General features: G+C 62.7%; 17 protein-coding genes. 10 read left to right on the top strand and 7 right to left on the bottom strand.

Going from position 1 to position 18,835, the window contains the following annotated elements:
• Positions 1-333: 333 nt before the first annotated feature.
• A complete protein-coding gene (locus tag WG899_RS15765) occupies positions 334-1,596 on the bottom strand; it encodes an acyl-CoA dehydrogenase family protein (RefSeq protein ID WP_339596610.1) in 1,263 nt (420 codons plus the stop codon).
• Between the two features lie 162 nt (positions 1,597-1,758).
• Between WG899_RS15765 and gshA the strand changes: the two genes are divergently transcribed.
• Positions 1,759-3,288 (top strand): glutamate--cysteine ligase, encoded by a 1,530-nt coding sequence (gshA, locus tag WG899_RS15760; RefSeq protein WP_339596609.1) that lies wholly within the window; start codon positions 1,759-1,761, stop codon positions 3,286-3,288.
• A 19-nt stretch (positions 3,289-3,307) separates the two neighbouring features.
• Here gshA and WG899_RS15755 read toward each other — a convergent pair whose 3' ends face one another.
• Genes WG899_RS15755 through WG899_RS15740 form a run of 4 tightly spaced genes read right to left on the bottom strand, consistent with a single transcriptional unit; the run spans position 3,308 to position 6,624 of the window.
• Positions 3,308-3,886 carry a DUF2939 domain-containing protein gene (locus tag WG899_RS15755; protein WP_339596608.1) on the bottom strand — a complete coding sequence of 193 codons (579 nt, stop codon included), beginning with the start codon at positions 3,884-3,886 and terminating at the stop codon, positions 3,308-3,310.
• 15 nt (positions 3,887-3,901) lie between these two features.
• The gene (locus WG899_RS15750) at positions 3,902-4,252 is read right to left on the bottom strand and encodes a DUF3147 family protein (RefSeq protein WP_339596607.1); all 351 of its coding nucleotides are present in this window, start codon (positions 4,250-4,252) and stop codon (positions 3,902-3,904) included.
• A 19-nt stretch (positions 4,253-4,271) separates the two neighbouring features.
• Positions 4,272-4,715, bottom strand: coding sequence for a GNAT family N-acetyltransferase (locus WG899_RS15745; protein WP_339596606.1), 444 nt, complete (start codon positions 4,713-4,715; stop codon positions 4,272-4,274).
• A 49-nt stretch (positions 4,716-4,764) separates the two neighbouring features.
• The gene (locus WG899_RS15740) at positions 4,765-6,624 is read right to left on the bottom strand and encodes a DUF885 domain-containing protein (RefSeq protein ID WP_339596605.1); all 1,860 of its coding nucleotides are present in this window, start codon (positions 6,622-6,624) and stop codon (positions 4,765-4,767) included.
• Positions 6,625-6,988: 364 nt separating this feature from the next.
• Between WG899_RS15740 and WG899_RS15735 the strand changes: the two genes are divergently transcribed.
• On the top strand, positions 6,989-7,864 hold the full coding sequence (locus tag WG899_RS15735) for a phospholipase A (protein WP_339596604.1): 876 nt from the start codon (positions 6,989-6,991) through the stop codon (positions 7,862-7,864).
• 138 nt (positions 7,865-8,002) lie between these two features.
• A complete protein-coding gene (locus WG899_RS15730) occupies positions 8,003-10,234 on the top strand; it encodes an ATP-binding protein (RefSeq protein WP_339596603.1) in 2,232 nt (743 codons plus the stop codon).
• Between the two features lie 7 nt (positions 10,235-10,241).
• Here WG899_RS15730 and WG899_RS15725 read toward each other — a convergent pair whose 3' ends face one another.
• Positions 10,242-10,739, bottom strand: a complete 498-nt coding sequence (locus tag WG899_RS15725) for a cache domain-containing protein (RefSeq protein WP_339596602.1) — start codon at positions 10,737-10,739, stop codon at positions 10,242-10,244.
• Between the two features lie 224 nt (positions 10,740-10,963).
• On the opposite strand from WG899_RS15725, the gene WG899_RS15720 reads away from it, so the two are divergent.
• The 3 genes from WG899_RS15720 to WG899_RS15710 all read left to right on the top strand — a co-directional run bounded on the left by WG899_RS15720 (position 10,964) and on the right by WG899_RS15710 (position 12,375).
• The gene (locus WG899_RS15720) at positions 10,964-11,509 is read left to right on the top strand and encodes a DUF2242 domain-containing protein (protein ID WP_339596601.1); all 546 of its coding nucleotides are present in this window, start codon (positions 10,964-10,966) and stop codon (positions 11,507-11,509) included.
• Positions 11,510-11,603: 94 nt separating this feature from the next.
• Positions 11,604-12,080, top strand: a complete 477-nt coding sequence (locus WG899_RS15715; protein ID WP_339596600.1) for a GNAT family N-acetyltransferase — start codon at positions 11,604-11,606, stop codon at positions 12,078-12,080.
• A 58-nt stretch (positions 12,081-12,138) separates the two neighbouring features.
• Complete coding sequence (locus WG899_RS15710) at positions 12,139-12,375, top strand: hypothetical protein (protein WP_339596599.1); 237 nt, start codon at positions 12,139-12,141, stop codon at positions 12,373-12,375.
• A 73-nt stretch (positions 12,376-12,448) separates the two neighbouring features.
• Here the strand turns inward: WG899_RS15710 and WG899_RS15705 are convergent, their stop codons facing one another.
• Positions 12,449-13,309: a CHAP domain-containing protein gene (locus WG899_RS15705; RefSeq protein WP_339596598.1), complete on the bottom strand. Its 861-nt coding sequence runs from the start codon at positions 13,307-13,309 to the stop codon at positions 12,449-12,451.
• A gap of 173 nt (positions 13,310-13,482) precedes the next feature.
• Here WG899_RS15705 and WG899_RS15700 point away from each other — a divergent pair, with 173 nt between their 5' ends.
• The 4 genes from WG899_RS15700 to queE all read left to right on the top strand — a co-directional run bounded on the left by WG899_RS15700 (position 13,483) and on the right by queE (position 18,751).
• The gene (locus WG899_RS15700; protein ID WP_339596597.1) at positions 13,483-15,648 is read left to right on the top strand and encodes a helicase-related protein; all 2,166 of its coding nucleotides are present in this window, start codon (positions 13,483-13,485) and stop codon (positions 15,646-15,648) included.
• Positions 15,649-15,862: 214 nt separating this feature from the next.
• Positions 15,863-16,624 (top strand): class I SAM-dependent methyltransferase, encoded by a 762-nt coding sequence (locus WG899_RS15695; RefSeq protein WP_339596596.1) that lies wholly within the window; start codon positions 15,863-15,865, stop codon positions 16,622-16,624.
• Positions 16,625-17,000: 376 nt separating this feature from the next.
• Positions 17,001-18,119, top strand: a complete 1,119-nt coding sequence (locus WG899_RS15690) for a 6-carboxytetrahydropterin synthase (protein ID WP_339596595.1) — start codon at positions 17,001-17,003, stop codon at positions 18,117-18,119.
• Positions 18,116-18,751: a 7-carboxy-7-deazaguanine synthase gene (queE, locus tag WG899_RS15685; protein WP_339596594.1), complete on the top strand. Its 636-nt coding sequence runs from the start codon at positions 18,116-18,118 to the stop codon at positions 18,749-18,751. The genes WG899_RS15690 and queE overlap by 4 nt, the downstream gene beginning before the upstream one ends.
• Positions 18,752-18,835 lie beyond the last annotated feature (84 nt).

Genomic DNA, 18,835 nt, shown 5'->3' with positions numbered 1-18,835 from the left:
CAAGGGATGTGACGCCTTCGATCTTCTCGCGGCTGCCCGTGGGGCCGGGCGCAGGCGCAGGCGCAGGCGAAGGCGAAGGCGAAGGTGAAGGTGAAGGTGCTGGTGCTGGGCTTGGTGCAGGCGAAGCGTCTCCGCCGCCACCTCCACCGCCACATGCCGTGAGCAGCGACGCGGCAAGACTAACTTGCCACCCACGAGGCCTGGACCGCCGCATAGCACTCTCCAGAAGTCAGCCGACTTGGGAATTATTCAAACAGCGCCGAATTTTGCAAGCGTTAATCTCTACACGGCCTGAATGACCGCCGTGCCGGCTCTCGCTGAACACTCTTTGATTCAACTGCCCCGTGTCACTGGCATCTGCAGGTCTTCACTCGGCAGGGTCAAATGCTTGGCCAATTCGAGCTTTGCCAGAGAATTGCGGTGCACCTCGTCCGGGCCATCGGCCAGGCGCAGCGTACGCTGGTGCGCCCACATCATCGCCAGCGGGGTATCGTCACTGACGCCCATGCCGCCATAGACCTGAATGGCCCAATCGATCACCTTCAGCGCCATATTCGGTGCCACGATCTTGATCATCGCAATCTCGGCCTTGGCGACCTTGTTGCCCACCGTGTCCATCATGTAGGCGGCCTTCAGGGTCAAGAGCCGGGCCTGCTCGATGCTGCAGCGGGCCTCGGCAATGCGCTCCTGGGTGACGGTCTGCTGCGCCAGCGGCTTGCCGAAGGCGACCCGCGCTGCAGCGCGCTCGCACATCAGCTCAAGCGCGCGCTCGGCCGCGCCAATGCTGCGCATGCAGTGGTGGATGCGGCCGGGGCCTAAGCGCCCCTGGGCGATCTCAAAGCCGCGCCCCTCGCCAAGCAGGATGTGGCTGGCCGGCACCCGCACATTCTTCAGCTCAATCTCCATATGGCCATGAGGCGCATCGTCGTAGCCGAACACGCTGAGGTGCCGCTTGACCGTCACGCCCGGCGCATCGGCCGGCACAACGATCATCGACTGTTGCTCATGCCGCCCGGCCTCGGGGTTGGTTTTGCCCATCACGATGTAGACCTCACAGCGCGGATCACCGGCGCCGCTGGACCACCACTTGAGGCCGTTGATCACATAGTCATCGCCATCACGCTCGATCCGGCACTCGATATTGGTGGCGTCGCTAGAAGCCACCTCGGGCTCGGTCATCAAAAAGGCCGAGCGGATCTCGCCGCGCAGGAGCGGCTCCAGCCAGCGGTCCTTCAGTGCCTCGCTGGCGTAGCGCTCCAGCGTTTCCATATTGCCGGTGTCGGGCGCCGAGCAGTTGAAGACCTCGGCCGCCCAGCTGACCCGCCCCATGATCTCGCACAGCGGCGCGTACTCCAGGTTCGACAAGCCCTCCGGCGCCCGGCTCGATCTGGGCAGGAACAGATTCCAGAGCCCGGCGGTGCGCGCCAAGGGTTTCAGCTCCTCGATCAGCCGGGTCGGCTGCCAGGCATTGCCAGCGCGTCGGTTCGCCTCCACCTCCTCAAAGAAACGCCGCTCATTTGGATAGATATACGCGTCAAAAAAGTCCAGCAGCCGCGCTTGCATGTTCTGGACCTTGGGGCTGTAGTCGAAGTTCATATCAACGTCTCAATCTATCCGGCTGCGGAGCGTTCAGTGTGACCCAAAGCCGGCCCGGCAACTGTCACCGAGGCGGCATGTTTCGGCCCCAGCCAAGACAGGTTTAACCGCTGTCTGTTACCGTTCGCCATTGCACAAAGTTGGTGAATTGGAACAATACGCATGAGCGAACAAAATAAGCGCCCGAGCGCGGTCGCCTCTGCCGATCTGCTCGGCATCCGCCGTGGCATAGAAAAAGAAAGTCTGCGTGCCAAGCCGGATGGCATGTTGGCACTGACCCCCCATCCGTCCGCCCTGGGCTCGGCGCTGACGCACCCAAACATCACCACCGACTACAGCGAATCGCAGGTTGAATTGATCACCGGCGTCCATGCCGACGTCGAAGCCTGCCTGCAGGAGTTGACCGAGGTTCACCAAGGCGTCTACCGCGCCATGGCCAATTTGGGCGACGAGCGCCTGTGGGTCGGCTCGATGCCCTGTGGCCTGCCGACCGATGAAACCATTCCGCTTGGCCGCTACGGCAAATCAAATGTCGGGCGCTCCAAAAGCGTCTACCGCATGGGCCTGGGCCAGCGCTATGGCCGGCGCATGCAGACCATCTCGGGCATCCACTACAACTGGTCATTGCCGGGCGTCAGCAGCGCGGAGTACTTCGCGCTGATCCGCAACTTCCGCCGCCACTCCTTCCTGCTGCTCTATCTCTTCGGGGCCTCGCCGGCCCTGTGTTCGAGCTTTGTCGAGGGGCGCCGGCACGAGTTGCAGGCGCTCAATGAACATACCCTTTACATGCCTTACGGCACCTCGCTGCGCATGGGTCGGCTGGGCTACCAAAGCGATGCGCAAGCCTCGCTGGCGGTCAGCTACAACTGCCTGGAGAGTTATGCCGAGTCGCTGCATGAGGCCTTGGTGCGCCCCTATCCCGCCTATGAGGCGATCGGCGTGCGTAACCCCGGCGGTGACTACAACCAACTCAGCACCAGCCTGCTGCAGATCGAGAACGAGTTCTACGGCACCATCCGGCCGAAGCGCGTGATCCAGTCGGGCGAGCGCCCGCTGCATGCGCTGCGCGAGCGCGGGGTCGAATACGTCGAGGTGCGCTGCATGGACCTCGACCCCTTTGTGCCGGTCGGTATCACCGCCCAAACCGTGCGCTTTCTGGACATCTTCCTGCTGCACTGCTTGCAGACCGACAGCCCGCCGGACACGCCGGCCGAGATTGCCACGCTGGGCGAAAACCAGCACCTAGTGGCGGCGCGCGGCCGCGAACCCGGGCTGCGCCTCGGTCGCGGCGATGGCAGCAGCGTGCTCCTGAGCGATTGGGCAGCCGAACTGCTGGCCGAATGTGCGCCAATGGCCGCCATGCTGGACCAGGCCCAGGGGGGCACGGCCCATGCCGAGGCACTCGCCGCCGCACGCCAGACCCTGGCCGATCCGGACAGCACGCCCTCGGCGCGGGTGCTGGCAATGATGGCCAAGGATTTCGGCAACAGCCACATCGACTTCCTGCGCCAACAGTCGGAGCTGACCCGCCAAAAACTGATGGCGCTGCCCTACGGTGAGGCCGCCGCGCGCAAGTTTGCTGAACAGGCCGAAGCCTCGTGGCGCGAACAAGCCCGCATCGAAGCCGCCGACCGCCTGCCTTTCGACGAGTACCTGAGGCAATACCTGTCCCCGGCACGCATGCAGGCCTGAGGCCCCGCTAACCCGCGGCTTAAGGCAGCCGCAGTTCGGCCAGCCGCCAAGCCAGCGGGCCGCTGCGGTGCAGCACCAGTTCGATCGGATCCTCTTGATCTCCCTGCGGCCGCAGGCTGAACACAAAGCGGTTCAGGCTCTCGTAGTGGCCATGGGTTTCAAGCCGCCTTGGGGCTGCGTCGGGCCCCGACGCACCCCGCGGCAACAAAGACTCGGCCGGCCGCTGGCCTTGCAACACGCGCATCAGGCTGGCCGGGGTGATCAATGTGTCCACCAGCGGGCCCAACAGTGCGCCAGCCACCGCCGCGCCCATAAGAGACGCCGGCGTCGGCTGACCTTGTTCGTTATGGCGGGCATGGGCCAGGCGCTGCTGCACACCGACCTTCAAACTCTCGCGCAGCGCCGGGAAGTCGACCCATTGCGCCAGCCGCTCGCCCTCTTGGGCGGCAGCCGCCACCTGCATGCGATGCAGGGTCAGATAGGGCGTCAGATACAACAGCAGCAGCGCGACGCCCAGCAAGGTCGCAAGACCAGCCCTGACGACCGGTCGGCGCAATTTCGCTTCAGCAAGCCGCGTCACATCATCCTCACTCGGCATCATCGGCGGCCCGGTTCACAGCAGATGGATACCAAAGCGGCGCATCAGCAAGGCAAAGGCGGCGAAGCAAACAACAGTGATCACAACGCTGAGCGCCAGGCTCGGCCAAAAGCCAAAGCGAGCCAGCAGCCAGGGGAAGATCAAAAACATCGGCAGAGTCGGGATCACATACCAAAAGGTGTAGCGCGCATGGTTGGCGATCTTCTCGACCGGCTGCTTCTCAAGATGCAGCCAGATCAGCGCCAGCAAGGTCACCAGGGGCAGAGCAGCGATCAGACCGCCGAGCTTGTCGCTGCGCTTGGCGAACTCCGACACCAGCACCACCACGCCGGCGCTGAGCAGGTATTTGACGATCAACCAGGCCATGGCTCGCGCACCTCCTTGCTCAAACGCCGAGCGGGCGTGGCAAGGTGTAGTTCACCTCAACCGAGTCTTTCATTTCGCCGCGAATCCAGCCCTTGGCTTGATAAAACCGGTCGGCACGGGTATTCGCTTCGGTGCCCAAGTTGACGGCCGCATGGCCGAGACTGAACAGCCAGTCGGTGGCCAAATTCAGCAGCGGCCCGCCAGCGCCCAGGCCCTCCTTGTCGGGATGAACAAACAGCGCCCAGATCGACGCATCGTCCTTGGCCGCGTAGGAGAAGCCGATGATCTCCCCTTCATGCTCGCAAACCCAGCCGCGGCCCAGGCGGTCCAGATAGTCCTCGTACATCTGCACCGTGACGCGGGCCGGATTGTTCAAGCGGTTTTCACGCACGGCAATCCGGATGGCCGACATGGCGGGAATGTCGGCCGACACGGCGACACGGAAGTTCAATGGTTTATTCATCGGCGCGATGGTACTTGAGGCCGATACGGCCCCGGTCAAAGCTGCTGCCTCAATGCGACGGCGCCTCCAGCATCAAGCGCCGCACCATGCGCACCGGCGCGCTGCCATGGCTGAGAAAGCTCTCATGAAAGGCCTTCAGTTTGAAGTCGGCGCCCTGCTTGGCCTTGAGCTGTTCGCGCAGCGCCAGGATCTCGGAAAAGCCGGCGTAGTAACTGCTCAGCTGCGTGGAGCTGACCTGGGCGCGATGCCATTTCTCGCTCGCCTCGGTGTGCGACTGGAAGGCCTCGCGCTCCAGCAAGCGCATCGCCTCGGCCTCCTCCATGCCCAGCACATGCACGCTGTAGTCGAGGATGGCATTGCTGACCACGCGCAGGTTCCACTTCGCGTACATCAGGCCCATCTCCAGGCTGGGCTTGCCGTCCACGGCGCCCCAGCCGCTTTCCATCATCATGCGCTCGGCATAGACGGCCCAGCCTTCCACCATCGCCCCATTGCCGAACAAGGTTTTGATCTTGGAGGGCGATTTGTTGGCATGCAGCAGCTGCACATAGTGGCCGGGGATGGCCTCGTGGATGTTCAGCACCTGCAACATCCAGTGGTTGTACTCGCGCAGAAAAGACTCGGCCTCGGCGGGCGAGTATTTGTCCAACGGATCGACGTTGTAATAGGTTTCACCCTTGGGGTCCAAGGGCCCCGGTGCGCTGATCGAGGCCCCGGCCACGCCGCGCATATAGGCCGGCGTCTCGCGCACGACCAAGGGCCGGCTCGGGTCCAGCGTCAGCAGATCATGCTGGCTGACCCAGGCTGCCAGGGCCGGAATCTGGGCCTTGATTTCATCGACGAAACGATCCGGCGCGACATGGCGCTCCGACAACTTGTCGATCACCCGGCCAATTTTTTCAAAACGGTCGGCCGGCAGCGCTTGCTCGGCAAACAGGCTGGGCCAGAGCTGATCGGCGATCTCGCCCATGCGCTGCAGCAGCTGTGCCTTGTCGGCCAGCGCGCGCTGATAGAGCCCGGCGGCATCAACGCTGGCTTGAATCTCGTAGTCAAACTTGGTCTCGAACAAGGCCTTGCCAATGCGGAAGCTGCGGCCCGTGCCGGACTGGGTTTGCGCCCGCTCGATGCGCTTCAAGGCGGCAATATGCGCCTGCACGGCCCGCAGCGCTGCAGCGTTATGGCGCTTCAAGGACGCCGCCGCTTGGGGGCTCAAGCCGGCGCTCGCCACCGCCGCGGGAATGTCTTCACGGAACAAGGGCAGGCCGCCCTCCAACTGGTCGATGGCCAGCTTCAGATGCAGCGGGCTGGGGTTCTTCAGCTGCTTCAGCGCCGCTTGGTAATAGGCCGGCACCTGGCGCAAGCGTTGATCGATCCAAGCCAGACGCTGGGCGGCAGGGGCATAGTCTGGCTTGTTCAAGAGCTGGGCAAAGGGGTCGGCCACGTTGTACTCGCTGGCGTCCCATTGGTCGCTGCGCAGCTCGGTCTGGCTCCAGCGCAGGGCGCGCAAATGGTTGTCGAGCAATGCGATATCGCCCAATTGCGCCGGCGTTGCGGCGGGTTCACCGGCCGCTTGCAGGCGCCCGGGCAGATCGGCCCACCGCTGCAGCCAAGTGGCGCTGAAGGCCAAGAGCGCTTGTCGCCGCGCCTCGGTCGGCGCGGGCAGTTGTGCCGCAGCCTCGTAGCGGCCAGCGGCCACGGCGGCATCCGGGACAAGGCGCCAATAGTCGGCCAAAAAGGCCTCCACTTCGGCGTCGAATATTGCCCTTGCAGGCGCTTGAACCTGCGCGGCCACAGGCGGCTTGGCGGCCGCGACCGGCATGGCCTGGCTCAGCAAGGTTGCCAGGCTCAGCAAAGACGCAGCGCCCAGGCGCTGAGCCCTCAAGGACAGGAGGAGACGGTTGTTTTTCATAGGAGTACCCAAAGCTTCAGGCCGGATGCTAGCGGGTTCGCGAGAGCTGCTCGGGGACTGGTCAGCCTTGCCTTAGACTGCCGCTCGCGACAAACGGCTCGTCCTACGGATTCTCCACGCCATGCGAAAAACCGCCCCGTCTCAGGTCCACGCCTTGAGCGCCCCACTGGCACTCACTTTGACTGCCCTCGTGGCCGCCGCACCATGCCAGGCCGCCGGTGCCGAAGACTGCGTCGCCATCAAGGCTGACGCCGAGCGTTTGGCTTGCTACGACCAGGCCCACAGGCGCAAGCCGGCGCTTGTCGCACCGGCCGCAGAAGTAGGTTCTAGTGCGAGTGCGAACATGGCCACCACCACAAGCTCAATGCCCGCCCCCAAGGCCCCGCATACCGCCGAGCTTTGGTCCGCCTACGCGCCACCCCGGTCCCTGGCAGAAAAATGGGAGTTGAGCCCCGAGACCAAGGAAGGCGTGTTCCGGATCAAACTTCATGAGCCCATTTATGTGCTGCCGCTGAGTTGGCGCCAGCACGTCAACATCAACCCTTGCTCGCCGAATCCGGACAACTGCGCGCCGGGCTATGGCAAGGGGTATATGAACACCGAGGCCAAGTTCCAGATCAGCGGCAAGGTCAAGGCCGCAGAGAACCTCTTCAACAGCCCGCTCGATCTGTGGCTGGGCTACACGCAGCAGAGCCATTGGCAGGTCTACGACGCGACCGATTCGCGCCCCTTCCGCGACACCAATTACCAGCCCGAGGCTTGGCTGACCCTGCCGATGAACTGGGGCAGCCAGGGTTTGCGCTGGCGGATGTTCAACCTCGGCGTGGTGCACCAATCCAATGGCGAGAGCAACCCGCTGTCGCGCTCATGGAACCGGATTTACGCCACCTTCGGCCTGCAGGCGGGGGACCTGAGCCTGCTGATCAAGCCCTGGATCCGGCTGAAAGAAAGCCCGGCCGATGACAACAACCCCGACATCAGCGACTACATGGGCCGCATGGAGTTGCAGGCCATCTATCCCTGGGGGCAACATGTTTTTTCGGCCAAGCTGAGCAACAACCTCCGCTTCAATGCCAGCACGCCCAACCGCAGCCTGATACGGGGCGAATGGGCCTTTCCGCTCTATGGCGACCTGCATGGCTATGTGCAAGCCCATTACGGCTGGGGTGAATCGATGCTGAACTACAACTTCCGAAACGCCGGGATAGGCCTGGGCGTGTCCCTGGTGCAATGGCGCTAATTTGAGCCTGACGCCCTTGCCTCGGTCGCCGCTCGGGTTGCGGCTTTCATGGGGCTGTAGCTGCACCGTCGGGCAGGGTTCTGCTATCGTCAGAATCGCAACACACCACCATATTCGGCGCTCACCGCAAGGCTTCACTTGATTGGCAAGTCACTTCTTCAACGTGCTTTGGCGTGGGGCCATGCGGGTTCCATCCTGGGCATTTTTGTCGGCCTGACTTCTGTTGCCATCATCGCCCAGACCGGCTGGGCGATTCGCCAGGACCGCGAATTGACACTGGAGGCCGAGCGCCAAAGCGGCCTCGTCACCACCCGCCTGCTCGAAGAACACGCCGCCCAACAGTTGAAAGCAGCAGCGGGGCGGCTGGAGGTCATCGCGTCGATTGCGTTGATGAGCCCGATGAAGGAAGCCGAGACCGATCAGGTCGTCCGCGCCATCATTGAGGAGCAGCTGCGTTCGAGCCGAACCGCCAATGCGCTGCAATACGTCAATCGGGATGGCCTGCGCTGGGCCAGCATGACGGACTTTCCGGCCTTTGTGTTCGCGCTGGAGGAACGTGAGTTCATCCCCTTTCTGCTGAAAAACCCTGAACACCGTGGGCTGGTTTTCGGGCGCCCCTTCAAGCGCTTCATCGACGGTGAATTGGTGCTGCCGGTGGCACGCAATCTGTATGAGCGCGACGGCCGCCATATCGGGCTGATCAGCACCGAGGTCGGCGTCGATTACTTCAGCGGCATCTATGCCAACGTTGCCAAGAACAACCATGCGGTGGTGCAGTTGTTCGCCGAGGCCGGCTTTGTGGTGGCGCGCGCGCCGGCCGATGGCCGCAGCACCCAGGCCGACTTGAGCAAGACCCCGGCCATGAAGGCCTTGTTGGACGGCCCGCAAGAGGGCACGGTGCAGGACAAGGGCCTGCTGGTGGACGGCGTTGCACGCCTGCTGAGCTACCGCAAGATCAGCGGCTTTCCGCTGGTGGTCGGCTTTGGGCGCGACTTTGATGACGTCTTGGCCACTTGGCGCGGCCGCGCCTGGGACCGGGTGCTGTTCTCCGGCGTTTTCGTCGCCCTGCACCTGCTGCTGACCTATGTGCTGCTGCTGCATATGCGGCGCTTGCAGCAGTCCGAGGCCATGCTGCGCGAGAGCGAGTCCAAGTTTGTCGACCTGTTTCAACACTCGCCGATTCCCTTGGCACTGATCCGGCTCGATAGTCAGCAAACGCTGGAGGCCAATGACGCCTTGCTGAAGCAGTTCGGGCTGACCCGCGCCGACCTGGCCACACGATCACCACTCGATGCCTTGTATTGGCAAGATCCCCAGGCCCGCGAGGTCTATTTGAGCCAACTGAGTCAGCAGCACGGGCTTGACGGCTTCGAGGCCAAACTACGGCGCCGCGATGGCAGCCTGTTCACCTGCCAGTTGGCAACGCGCTTGATCGACTCCGGCGGACGCCAGGTCGGCATCGTGTCGGTCATCGACATCAGCCAGCAGCGCCAGGTGGAACAAGATATTCGCGAACTGAATGCCCAACTGGAGCAGCGGGTGTTGCAGCGCACCCAGCACTTGGAAGAGGCCTTGGCCACAGTCAAAAACATGCAGGGCGAATTGGTGCGCTCCGAGAAGATGGCGGCCCTGGGTTCCTTGGTCGCCGGCATTGCGCATGAGCTGAACACGCCGATCGGCAACGGCGTCACCATGGCCAGCACCATCGAGGCCCAAAGTCGGGCCCTGATGGAAGAGTTCGGTTCCGAGCGGCCACGCCGGTCTCGCATCGAGCCGGTCTTGAGCGCGATCCAGCAGGGCGCCGACATCTTGGTGCGCAGCCTGAACCGCGCCGCCGCGCTGATCTCAAGCTTCAAGCATGTGGCGGTTGATCAGTCCAGCGACCAGCGCCGCTGCTTTGATCTGAAGGACACCATCGACGAATTGGTCTTGATGCTGGCGTCGATGTACCGCAACAAACACCGCGTTGAACTGGACCTGAGTCCGGGCCTGCAGATGGACAGTTACCCCGGCGCATTGACCCAGGTCTTGACCAATTTCATCAGCAATGCGGTGGCCCATGCTTTTGATGACAACGAGCAGGGCGAGATGCGCATCAGCAGCCGCTTGATGGCCGAGGGTCAGGTCGAGATCGTCTTCAGCGACAACGGCCGCGGCATCCCACCGGAAGACCTTGACCATGTGTTTGAGCCCTTTTTCACCACCAAGCTAGGCCAGGGTGGATCGGGCCTGGGCATGAGCATCGTCTACAACCTGGTCACCGGCGTGCTGGGCGGCAGCATCTCCTTGTCCAGCACCGTCGGCAGCGGCACCCGCTTGCGCCTGACACTGCCCTTGCAGGCACCAAGCCTGAGCGGCCCGTCGGCCTGAGGCCGCGCTATTTGTAGATGCCGGTGCCCAGGCACAGATCGGTGCCCGGCACACGCTCCACATAGCCGGCCTTGTCTTCCATCTGCTTGCTGACCGGGTTCGGCCAACGGTAATTGACCCAGCCCTTGCCCTCGGGCGTGGCAAAGCAGACCTTGACGAGTTCGCGGATCAGATAGAAGCCATCGACATCACGCATATCGTATTTATTGGTGCCGCGTATGCGCGGGTTGATGCCGTGAATGATCTGAAAGCCCTTCGGGTCGACCGAGAAGAGATAGAGATCGCCGTTCCGATTGATCTCGCTCTTGCTGTTGAAGGGGCTGGCGGGGTTGTTGAACTCCGCCACCGACTTCTCGAGGCCGTGGGTCTTCAAATAGTCCTGCGCCTTCTTCATCAAGGCGATTGCCTCATCCGCCGTACTCTTGCGCTCATTCGCCCAAGGCATATTGCAAAAGCTGCTCAGCAGCAGGACAAGCGTCAGGGACTTGGATGGCAGGTGCTTCATGCTGGGTCTACCCTCAAAAATGAGCCCGTCTGCAAGCGATGAATGATTGCCGCAATATTAGCGCCGCGCGGCGTCAACGCTTGCCTCGATAATGCCGTTCCTACAGCTATTTGATTGCGACCCAGGGCGCCCTGTACCGACCGAAGCCCAACTGGCAGACGCCCCCTCCGACCATGATGACCGGAACAGCCCGAATCCTCCCTCTCCTGAAGCTGAGCAGTGGCATGGCAGCCGCCCTGATGCTGGTGGGCTGCAGCAGCCTCAGCACGCCGTTTTCGGCGACAGAAAAGGCCCCGCCCAAATCTCAGGTCTATCTGAACGAAAACTTCCAGGCGGATGAAACCTTTTCGCGTCTGTTCGACGGCGGCGTTGAAGAGACCTGCGAAGCGGCACGCCGTGCGCTGCTGAGCCAAGGCTATCTGATCACCGAGTTGCCGAACAAAAGCCTGGTCAACGGTCGCAAGCGCTTCCAGCCCGAGGGCGATGTGCATGTGGAGATCAATTTCAATGTGGTGTGCGTGCCCGACGGGCAGGGCGACCGGCTGACCACCGCCTTCGTGTCGGCCTTGCAAGACCGTTATTCGCTGAAGAAAAGCCCCAACTCCACCAGCATCGGTGTCAGCGCCATTGGCTCGATCTCCTTGCCCTTGTCGTCTTCGGATGATTCCCTCGTCAAGGTGGCCTCGGAAACCATTCCTGCCGGCGCGTTTTATGACCGCTTCTTCGCCTTGATGCAGCGCCTGGTGAGCGAGCGCGCGGCGGACAAATAAGCGGGGTTTGCGGCTTGGCCGCGGGTGACTTTTGGTGCTCGGCATGGCCGAAACGCACAATGCGGGCCTCCCCTGACTGCCCATCGAGCGCCGCATGATCACCGTCCGCGATTTCAGACCCGGCGACGAGGCCGCCACCTTCCCGGTGTTTTTTTCGGCCATTCACGAGGTGGCCTCGGCTCACTACAGCCCCGAAGTGGTCGAGGCCTGGGCGCCGCGCGACACCGACCCGGAACGCTGGGCCCTGCGCATCCAAGGCATCAAGCCCTTTATTGCGCTGCGCGACGGCGAGGTGGTGGGCTATGCCGATGTGCAAGACAACGGCTATATCGACCACTTTTTTGTCTCGGCACGGGCCCAGCGCATTGGCGTGGCCACGGCACTGATGCAGCGCATCCACGCCAGCGCCGCCGAACGGGGCATCAAGCTGTTGTATTCCGATGTCAGCCTGAGCGCTCAAGGCTTCTACCAGCGCTTCGGCTTCACCATCAAAGAGCAACAAATCTTTCTGTTCCGCGGCGTGGAAATGAGCAATGCGAGGATGGAAAAGCGTCTGGATGACGGTGTTTGAGTCGGGTGGCCCGAATGCCATACTCGCTGCCATCATGGATTCAGCCTAGGACAGCGTTATGAAATCCACATCTCGGTGCTTGTTGATTGCCCTTCGAGTTTGTCTCGGCGCTGGCCTCGTCGCGCAGTTGGGCGGCTGCTCGGTGCTGTATGACATCGGCCAGGACAGCGCGAAAAATCAATGCGAGAAGCTGCAGTCGATGTCCGACCGCAATGCCTGCATGAAGCGCAATCGCGACAGCTATGAGGACTACGAGAAGCGCCGCCAACAACTGAAGCAAGGCGAGAGCAAATAGCGCGGCACCGCTTGATTGAGGCCACTGCGAAATTGAGCGAAGACGCCAAGAACGCCTTCGCTCATCAGCGAGCTCAGCGCACGCCGGCGTAGTCGATATAGCCCTTGTTGATCTCGCTGACCTTGCGCACCAGGCGGTAGACGCCACCGCCCTCGCGGGTGCGGCTTGCATCGGTATTGCCTTCGATGGTGGTCAACAGACCGCCGGCCACCGACTCAATCAGACCGGTGTGGCCCAGGCCCTTGCCATGGTCCATGATGAACAACATGCCGGGCCGCAGCAGCCCCGGATCGGCCTGAGCCGCGGCGGCGCTGATCAGCTTGGCTCCCTTGCCCGGCGCATCTTGCCAATGCTTGATACAGCCCGCGGTTTTCACCATCGGATTGCTGCGCCTCATTTGGGTCGCCGCCTGTTGGAAGCACCAGTAGGTGAAGGCACAGCACCAGGAAAAGCCACCGCCCAAACCAACGCTGGCCAGGTACATCTCCACGTCAGGTCCACGGTTGGAATTGGTAGGCTGCTCGCGCACCGGTTTGGCCAATTCAACTTGCGCCACCCGAATCACTTCGGCCAATAGCGGGTCAATCGCCTTGCCCGCATTGGGCACGCTGTGTTCCCCGAACAAGACCGCCCAAGTGATGGCACCAACTTCGCCGTCCTGCTTCAAGGGCCGGCCTTCGGGGTCGACATGGCGGGCCTGGAAGAGCTTGACCACCTGCCGCATCTTGGCGCCAAAAGTTCCTTCGCCTTCATCGAGCCGCAAGCTCGGTTCATTGGTCAGAGTCAAGACCTGGTTCAACTGGGCCTTGAGTGCCTTGACGATGACGGCATCGGGCTCGCCGGCCTTGATCGTGTGTCCGGGAAACAGCATGGCAGCATCCTCGCGTGGCGCCTGAACCGGTGTGGCCCAGGTCTCGCGCAAGTGTGCGGACAAGGTGGGGCGGCCAACATCCCTAGGACAGCGCCGCCAAACTGCACTTGGGGCGGGCATTCGGCAAGCTGTGGTCCACTCTGTGCGTGAGCGACATCTATACTGCATCCCCTTCGAGCCCGGCCCCCCCAAAAAAGGCCGCGCCAGCCCTCCCCAACCCCCGCCATCAACAACGCGTGCCGGCTCATATCGATGCCGACATGCTGCTGCGCGTGCGGCAAGCCGCCTACCAGCTGCCGCAGGTCAGTACCCCCGAAGACTTTGGCGACGAGGACGATCCGAAACGCCTGGAAACTCAGATGGATCAGCTCGGCCTGATCCTGCTGCAAAAAGGGGTGCCCGGTGCCAGACCAAGCCGATGGATTGCTCCGGATTTGATCGAGGTGGCGCTGCGCCATCTGGACGTCGTCGGCATCGCGCCGACGGTGCGGGCGCTGATGCAACAGCGCCTGGGCCAGTTGGAAGCGGCCGGCATCAGCCGCCTCAAGCTACGTTGGGATCGTCAGTGTTCTCAAGTCTTGGCGCTTTCTCAGCCTGGCTGGAAGGTGCCGGTGGCCTTTCGCGTCGAACTGGACGACGGGCCGGTCTGGGACTATTTCCGCGATGGCGACATGGCCGCACTGCAGGCCGCCGTCGGCCCGCAGCCGCCCTATGCCCATGCCGCTGAATTATTGAGTCACTTGGAGAGCCTGCTGGCGCGCAGCGCCTCGGGTCACAGCGAACATCTGGATTCCTTGCTGCCGCGCTTGCAGGCCGAATGCGCCACGCCGCAAGCCCTGCCGGAACTGAAGGCCGCCTGCACCCGCGCGCAGGACCGCTGGGAACGCCGCGTGGCCGAGCTCAATGCACTGGCCGGTTTGAACAGCGAGTTGGCTTTTCAGGGTTACCCGGACACCTTCGACGCAGCGCGCAATTTGCAACGCTCGGTGACGCTATATGTCGGCCCGCCGAACAGCGGCAAGACCCACGCCGCTTTTGAACGGCTGGCGCAGGCCCATGACGGCGCCTACCTCGCGCCGCTGCGCCTGTTGGCGCTGGAAGGGCGTGACCGCCTGGTCGGCCGCGGCGTGCCCTGCTCGCTGTTGACCGGCGAAGAGAACGTACCGGCCGATGATGCCCGCGTGGTCTCCAGCACCATCGAGATGGTCAACACGACCCGGCCGATCGACGTGGCGGTGATCGACGAAGCGCAGATGCTGTTTGATCTGTACCGCGGATGGGCCTGGACCCAGGCCATCGTGGCGGTGCCGGCCAATGAGCTGATCATCATTTGCTCGGCCTACGCGGTGCCGGCGATTGAGAACCTCTTAGGCTTGTGCGGCGAGCGCTGCACGGTACGGCATTTCGAGCGCAAGCAAGAGGTGCAGTTGCTGCCCGCGCCGGTGCCGATTGCCAGCCTGAAGAAGGGCGATGCGGTGGTGGCCTTCAGCCGCCGCGAGGTGTTGATGTTGCGCGACCAGATTGCCGCCGCCGGTCATCCGGTCTCGGTGATTTATGGGGCGCTGCCGCCCGAGGTGCGGCGCCGTGAAGCCGAACGGTTTGCCAACGGCGCCAGCCACATCCTGGTCGCTACCGACGCGATTGGCATGGGCCTGAACCTGCCGATCCGGCGTGTGCTGTTCAGCACCATGAGCAAGTTCGATGGCCAAGGCGACCGCGACTTAACGGTCTCCGAGGTGCACCAGATTGCCGGTCGAGCCGGCCGTTATGGCATGCATGACGAAGGGTTTGTCGGCGTGCTGCGCGAGGCCGAGCCGAAGGCGGCGCGGGTGCTGAAAGACCTGTTGCCCAAGTCACCTCGCGCGCCGCGCGACTTCAAGGCCGCCGTGGCGCCGAACTGGTGGCATGTCAGCACCATTGCGAACCGGCTCGGCCTGACGCAGCTGCGCGCCGTCCTCGGCGTTTTCATGGACCAGCTGCGCCTGGACGATGCCCACTTTGCCGTGGCCGAGCTGGAGCAGATGCTGGAATTGGCCGATGAGCTGGACCGCAGCGCCAAGGGCCTGGGCCTGAAGCAACGCTTCATCTACGCCCAAGCGCCGGTCGACACCCGCACCGACGCCCAGGTGCAGCAGTTCCTCGACTGGACACATCGGCATGCGCTGACCGGCAGCGCCGGCTCGCCCTGGTTCTTGCAAGACGTGGACGAGCACAGCCGGCTCGACCGCATGGAGCAGGCGCTGCGCTCCTGTACCTTGTGGCTATGGCTGGACCTGCGCTTTCCCGGCGTCTACGGCCAGGTCGAGGCGGTGGTGGACTTGCGCAGCCGCCTCAATGACGGCATTGAGCGGCATCTGAAGGGCAAAAAACCCTTGTGGCAGACCCGCGGCGGACGGCGCTGAGCCCTCGACCAAATCGTTCAGGCTTGGCCCTACACTGGGCTTGAGCAAACCTTGGCCACAGCGGCCGGGCTTGCCAGCCCGTCTTGCCTCCGAGCATGCCTCCCGTGCCGGCGCCCACGCTGCGCCGCACCCGACCATCCCCGTGCCGCATTGCGCCGATTGAAGGAACGCGCCCTGGGCTCAGCCCGGCGCGGAAACCCGCAAGGGAATGGTCATGCCTGGTTTTCTCTTCAAACAAGAGAGCATCCCGATCGTGGGCGCCGCCGCTTTGACGATTCGGTCATTGCTGGACAAACAGCAATACGCCGACCCCGATGGGGAAGCCGCGGCCCTGGGCATTTCATCGGCGTCCTGGCCCTTGTTCGGCTTGCTCTGGCCCTCCAGCCTGCATCTGGCCGAATGGATGGCCAAGCGCGCCTTGGTGCCAGATGAAAGCATTCTTGAAATTGGCTGCGGCCTCGGCTTGGCCAGCCTGGTCGGCCACCGCCGCGGCAGCCTGGTCACGGCCAGCGATTGCCACCCCTTGGCCGGCGCCTTCATGCTGGAAAACCTGCGCCTCAACAAATTGCCACCGCTGCGCTATTGCCATGGCAACTGGGCCACGCTGGAAGCCAGCCCCCACTTTGCTGGGTTGCCAATCCAAGAGCAGCTGGAGCAGCCGGACCAAGCCATGCGGCGGGTCCCGCGAGTGCAAGGTCGCTTTGATCTGATCATTGGCAGCGATGTGCTGTACGAGCGCGATGAGCAAGGGCTGCTGTGCAGCTTCATCGCCCGCCACGCGATGCCGGCCAGCGAGGTGCTGATCGTGGACCCAAATCGCGGCAATCGCGCGGCCTTCAGTAAACGGATGGCCGCGCTCGGTTATTTGCTGAAAGATGTGGCGCTCAAATCAGCCGCAACGGAATGGGCACCCAGCTACAACGGCCGCCTGCTGCATTACCAACGCAGCCATGCCGCTCAGGTGCATCGCTGCTGAGCGACAGTTTTCAAAAAAATAGTGGCCCCCAAGCCTGTGGATGAAGCTGTGGATGGAATTTGGATAAGTACAAGCTTATCCACAGCCGCGCTCCGCCCACCAAAGTTGTTATCACTTCGGCCGCCAGTTCAAGGTCTGTCGCCCACATGCTTTGATGAGGCCCAAGTGTTTGAATCAACACGGGAAATTACCTTTGTCCACAAGCGATGCTGGGCCCTACTAATACGACTAAATTTAAAAACCTGAATACAGTTATCAAAGACAAGGGAATGCGGGCGCGTTTTCAGAACCGCTCAAGCAGCATGGCGGAGCCGTCGGCTTCATGTCACACTGACGCCCCGCGCCCCCAGTCATCACGCCGTTGACGACCGCTTTGATGAACACCACACCCGCTTCCCAGACGATCTATTCCGCTTCTTGCAGCTTTGAGTCCGCTTGTCGGATCTCGGCTCTGCCCGAAGGTCACCGCAGCCGCGGCCTGCATGGCCATAGCTACTTCGCCACCGTTCGCGCCCATCTGCCCGAAGGCTGGGCGCCTTTCCCTGGCGCCGAGGTGGAGGAATTGCGACGTCGCCTGGAAGCCTGCGCTGCGCCGCTGGATCACGCGCTACTGAACGAATCCATCGAAGAGCCGACAGACGAAAACATCGCCCGCTGGATTCGCCAGCGTCTCGAGACCGAGTTCGGCGTGCCCGGCATTCAGCAAGTGGGTATTCAGAGCACGGCGCACAGCGGCGTTGACTTGGACGCCGATGGCATGGCCCATGTTTGGCGTCGATACCGTTTTCAAGCCGCCCACAAGCTGCCCCATGTACCGATGGGGCACAAATGCGGCCGCATGCACGGCCATGGTTTCGAGGTCATCGTCCACGCCAACCAAGACCTGGGTGAACGCGATCTGAGCGTTGACTACGACCATCTGGACGAGGTCTGGGCACCCTTCCATGCGCTGTTGAACTATCACTGCCTGAACGAGATCGAGGGACTGAGCAACCCAACCAGCGAGGTGATCTCGGCCTGGCTGTGGGCGCGCATGAAACCGCAATTGCCCGAACTGTCTTGGTTGACCGTCTATGAGACCGGTTCCTGCGGCGCCAATTTTGATGGTCAGCATTACCGCATCTGGAAGGAGCTGACGCTGGACAGTGCGATCCAGCTGAAGCGTGCGCCGCAGGATCATCCGCTGCGCGGCATTCATGGCCACACCTACACCTTGCGCCTGCACCTGAGTGCGGAGTTGGATCAGCTGATGGGCTGGACAGTTGATTTTGGCGATGTCAAAACCCAGTTCGATCCGATCTTCAAGGCGATTGACCACCGGCCGCTGTTCGAAATTGCCGATCTGCCCGATGGCGACACGGCCAGCTTGTCGGCCTGGGTCTTGGCCAAGGGGCGCGCGGTGCTGCCGCAATTGGACCGGGTCGATATGTACGAGACACGTGGTTGCGGCTCGATTGTTTGCGCCGATGTGGAAGGGCCGGTGATTCCCGTATGAGCTACGCCGTCAAGGAAATGTTCTACACCTTGCAGGGAGAGGGCGCACAGGCCGGCCGGGCCTCGGTGTTCTGCCGCTTTGCCGGTTGCAATCTGTGGAATGGCCGCGAGGAAGACCGGGCCAGCGCAGTCTGTAATTTCTGCGACACCGATTTCATCGGCACCGATGGCGAAGGCGGCGGAAAATTTGCCGACGCTGAAGCACTGGCCTCAGCGATTGCCAGCAAATGGCCGCAAGGCCAGCCCGGCAAGCCCTATGTGGTGTGCACCGGCGGCGAGCCGCTCTTGCAGTTGGACAAGGCCTTGATTGACGCCTTGCATGCGCGTGGCTTTGAAATTGCGGTCGAGACCAATGGCACGCAACCCGCGCCCGAAGGCCTGGATTGGATTTGCGTCAGCCCCAAGGCCGATGCCGAGATAGTGTTGACGCGTGGCCATGAGTTGAAGCTGGTGTTTCCTCAGCCGCTGGCACGCCCGGAGCGCTTTGCTGCCATGGACTTCCAACACTTCTTCCTGCAGCCCATGGACAGTGTGTTGAAGACTCAGCACACCCGTGAGGCCGTGGCCTACTGCATGGACCATCCGCAATGGCGTTTGTCGGTGCAGATGCACAAGGTGATTGGGATCGCTTGACGATCTTTTGATTTGCGCCTGGCAAGGACATCGGGTGCACGCTGCCGCTCATGTCCTCCGGCTCTGGCTGCGCCAGACCCTCCC

The sequence above is a fragment of the Paucibacter hankyongi genome (assembly GCF_037482915.1).
Lineage (GTDB): Bacteria > Pseudomonadota > Gammaproteobacteria > Burkholderiales > Burkholderiaceae_C > Paucibacter_A > Paucibacter_A hankyongi.
The sequence above is the reverse complement of the archived record's forward strand: the minus strand, read 5'-3'. Positions and strand labels throughout refer to the sequence as shown.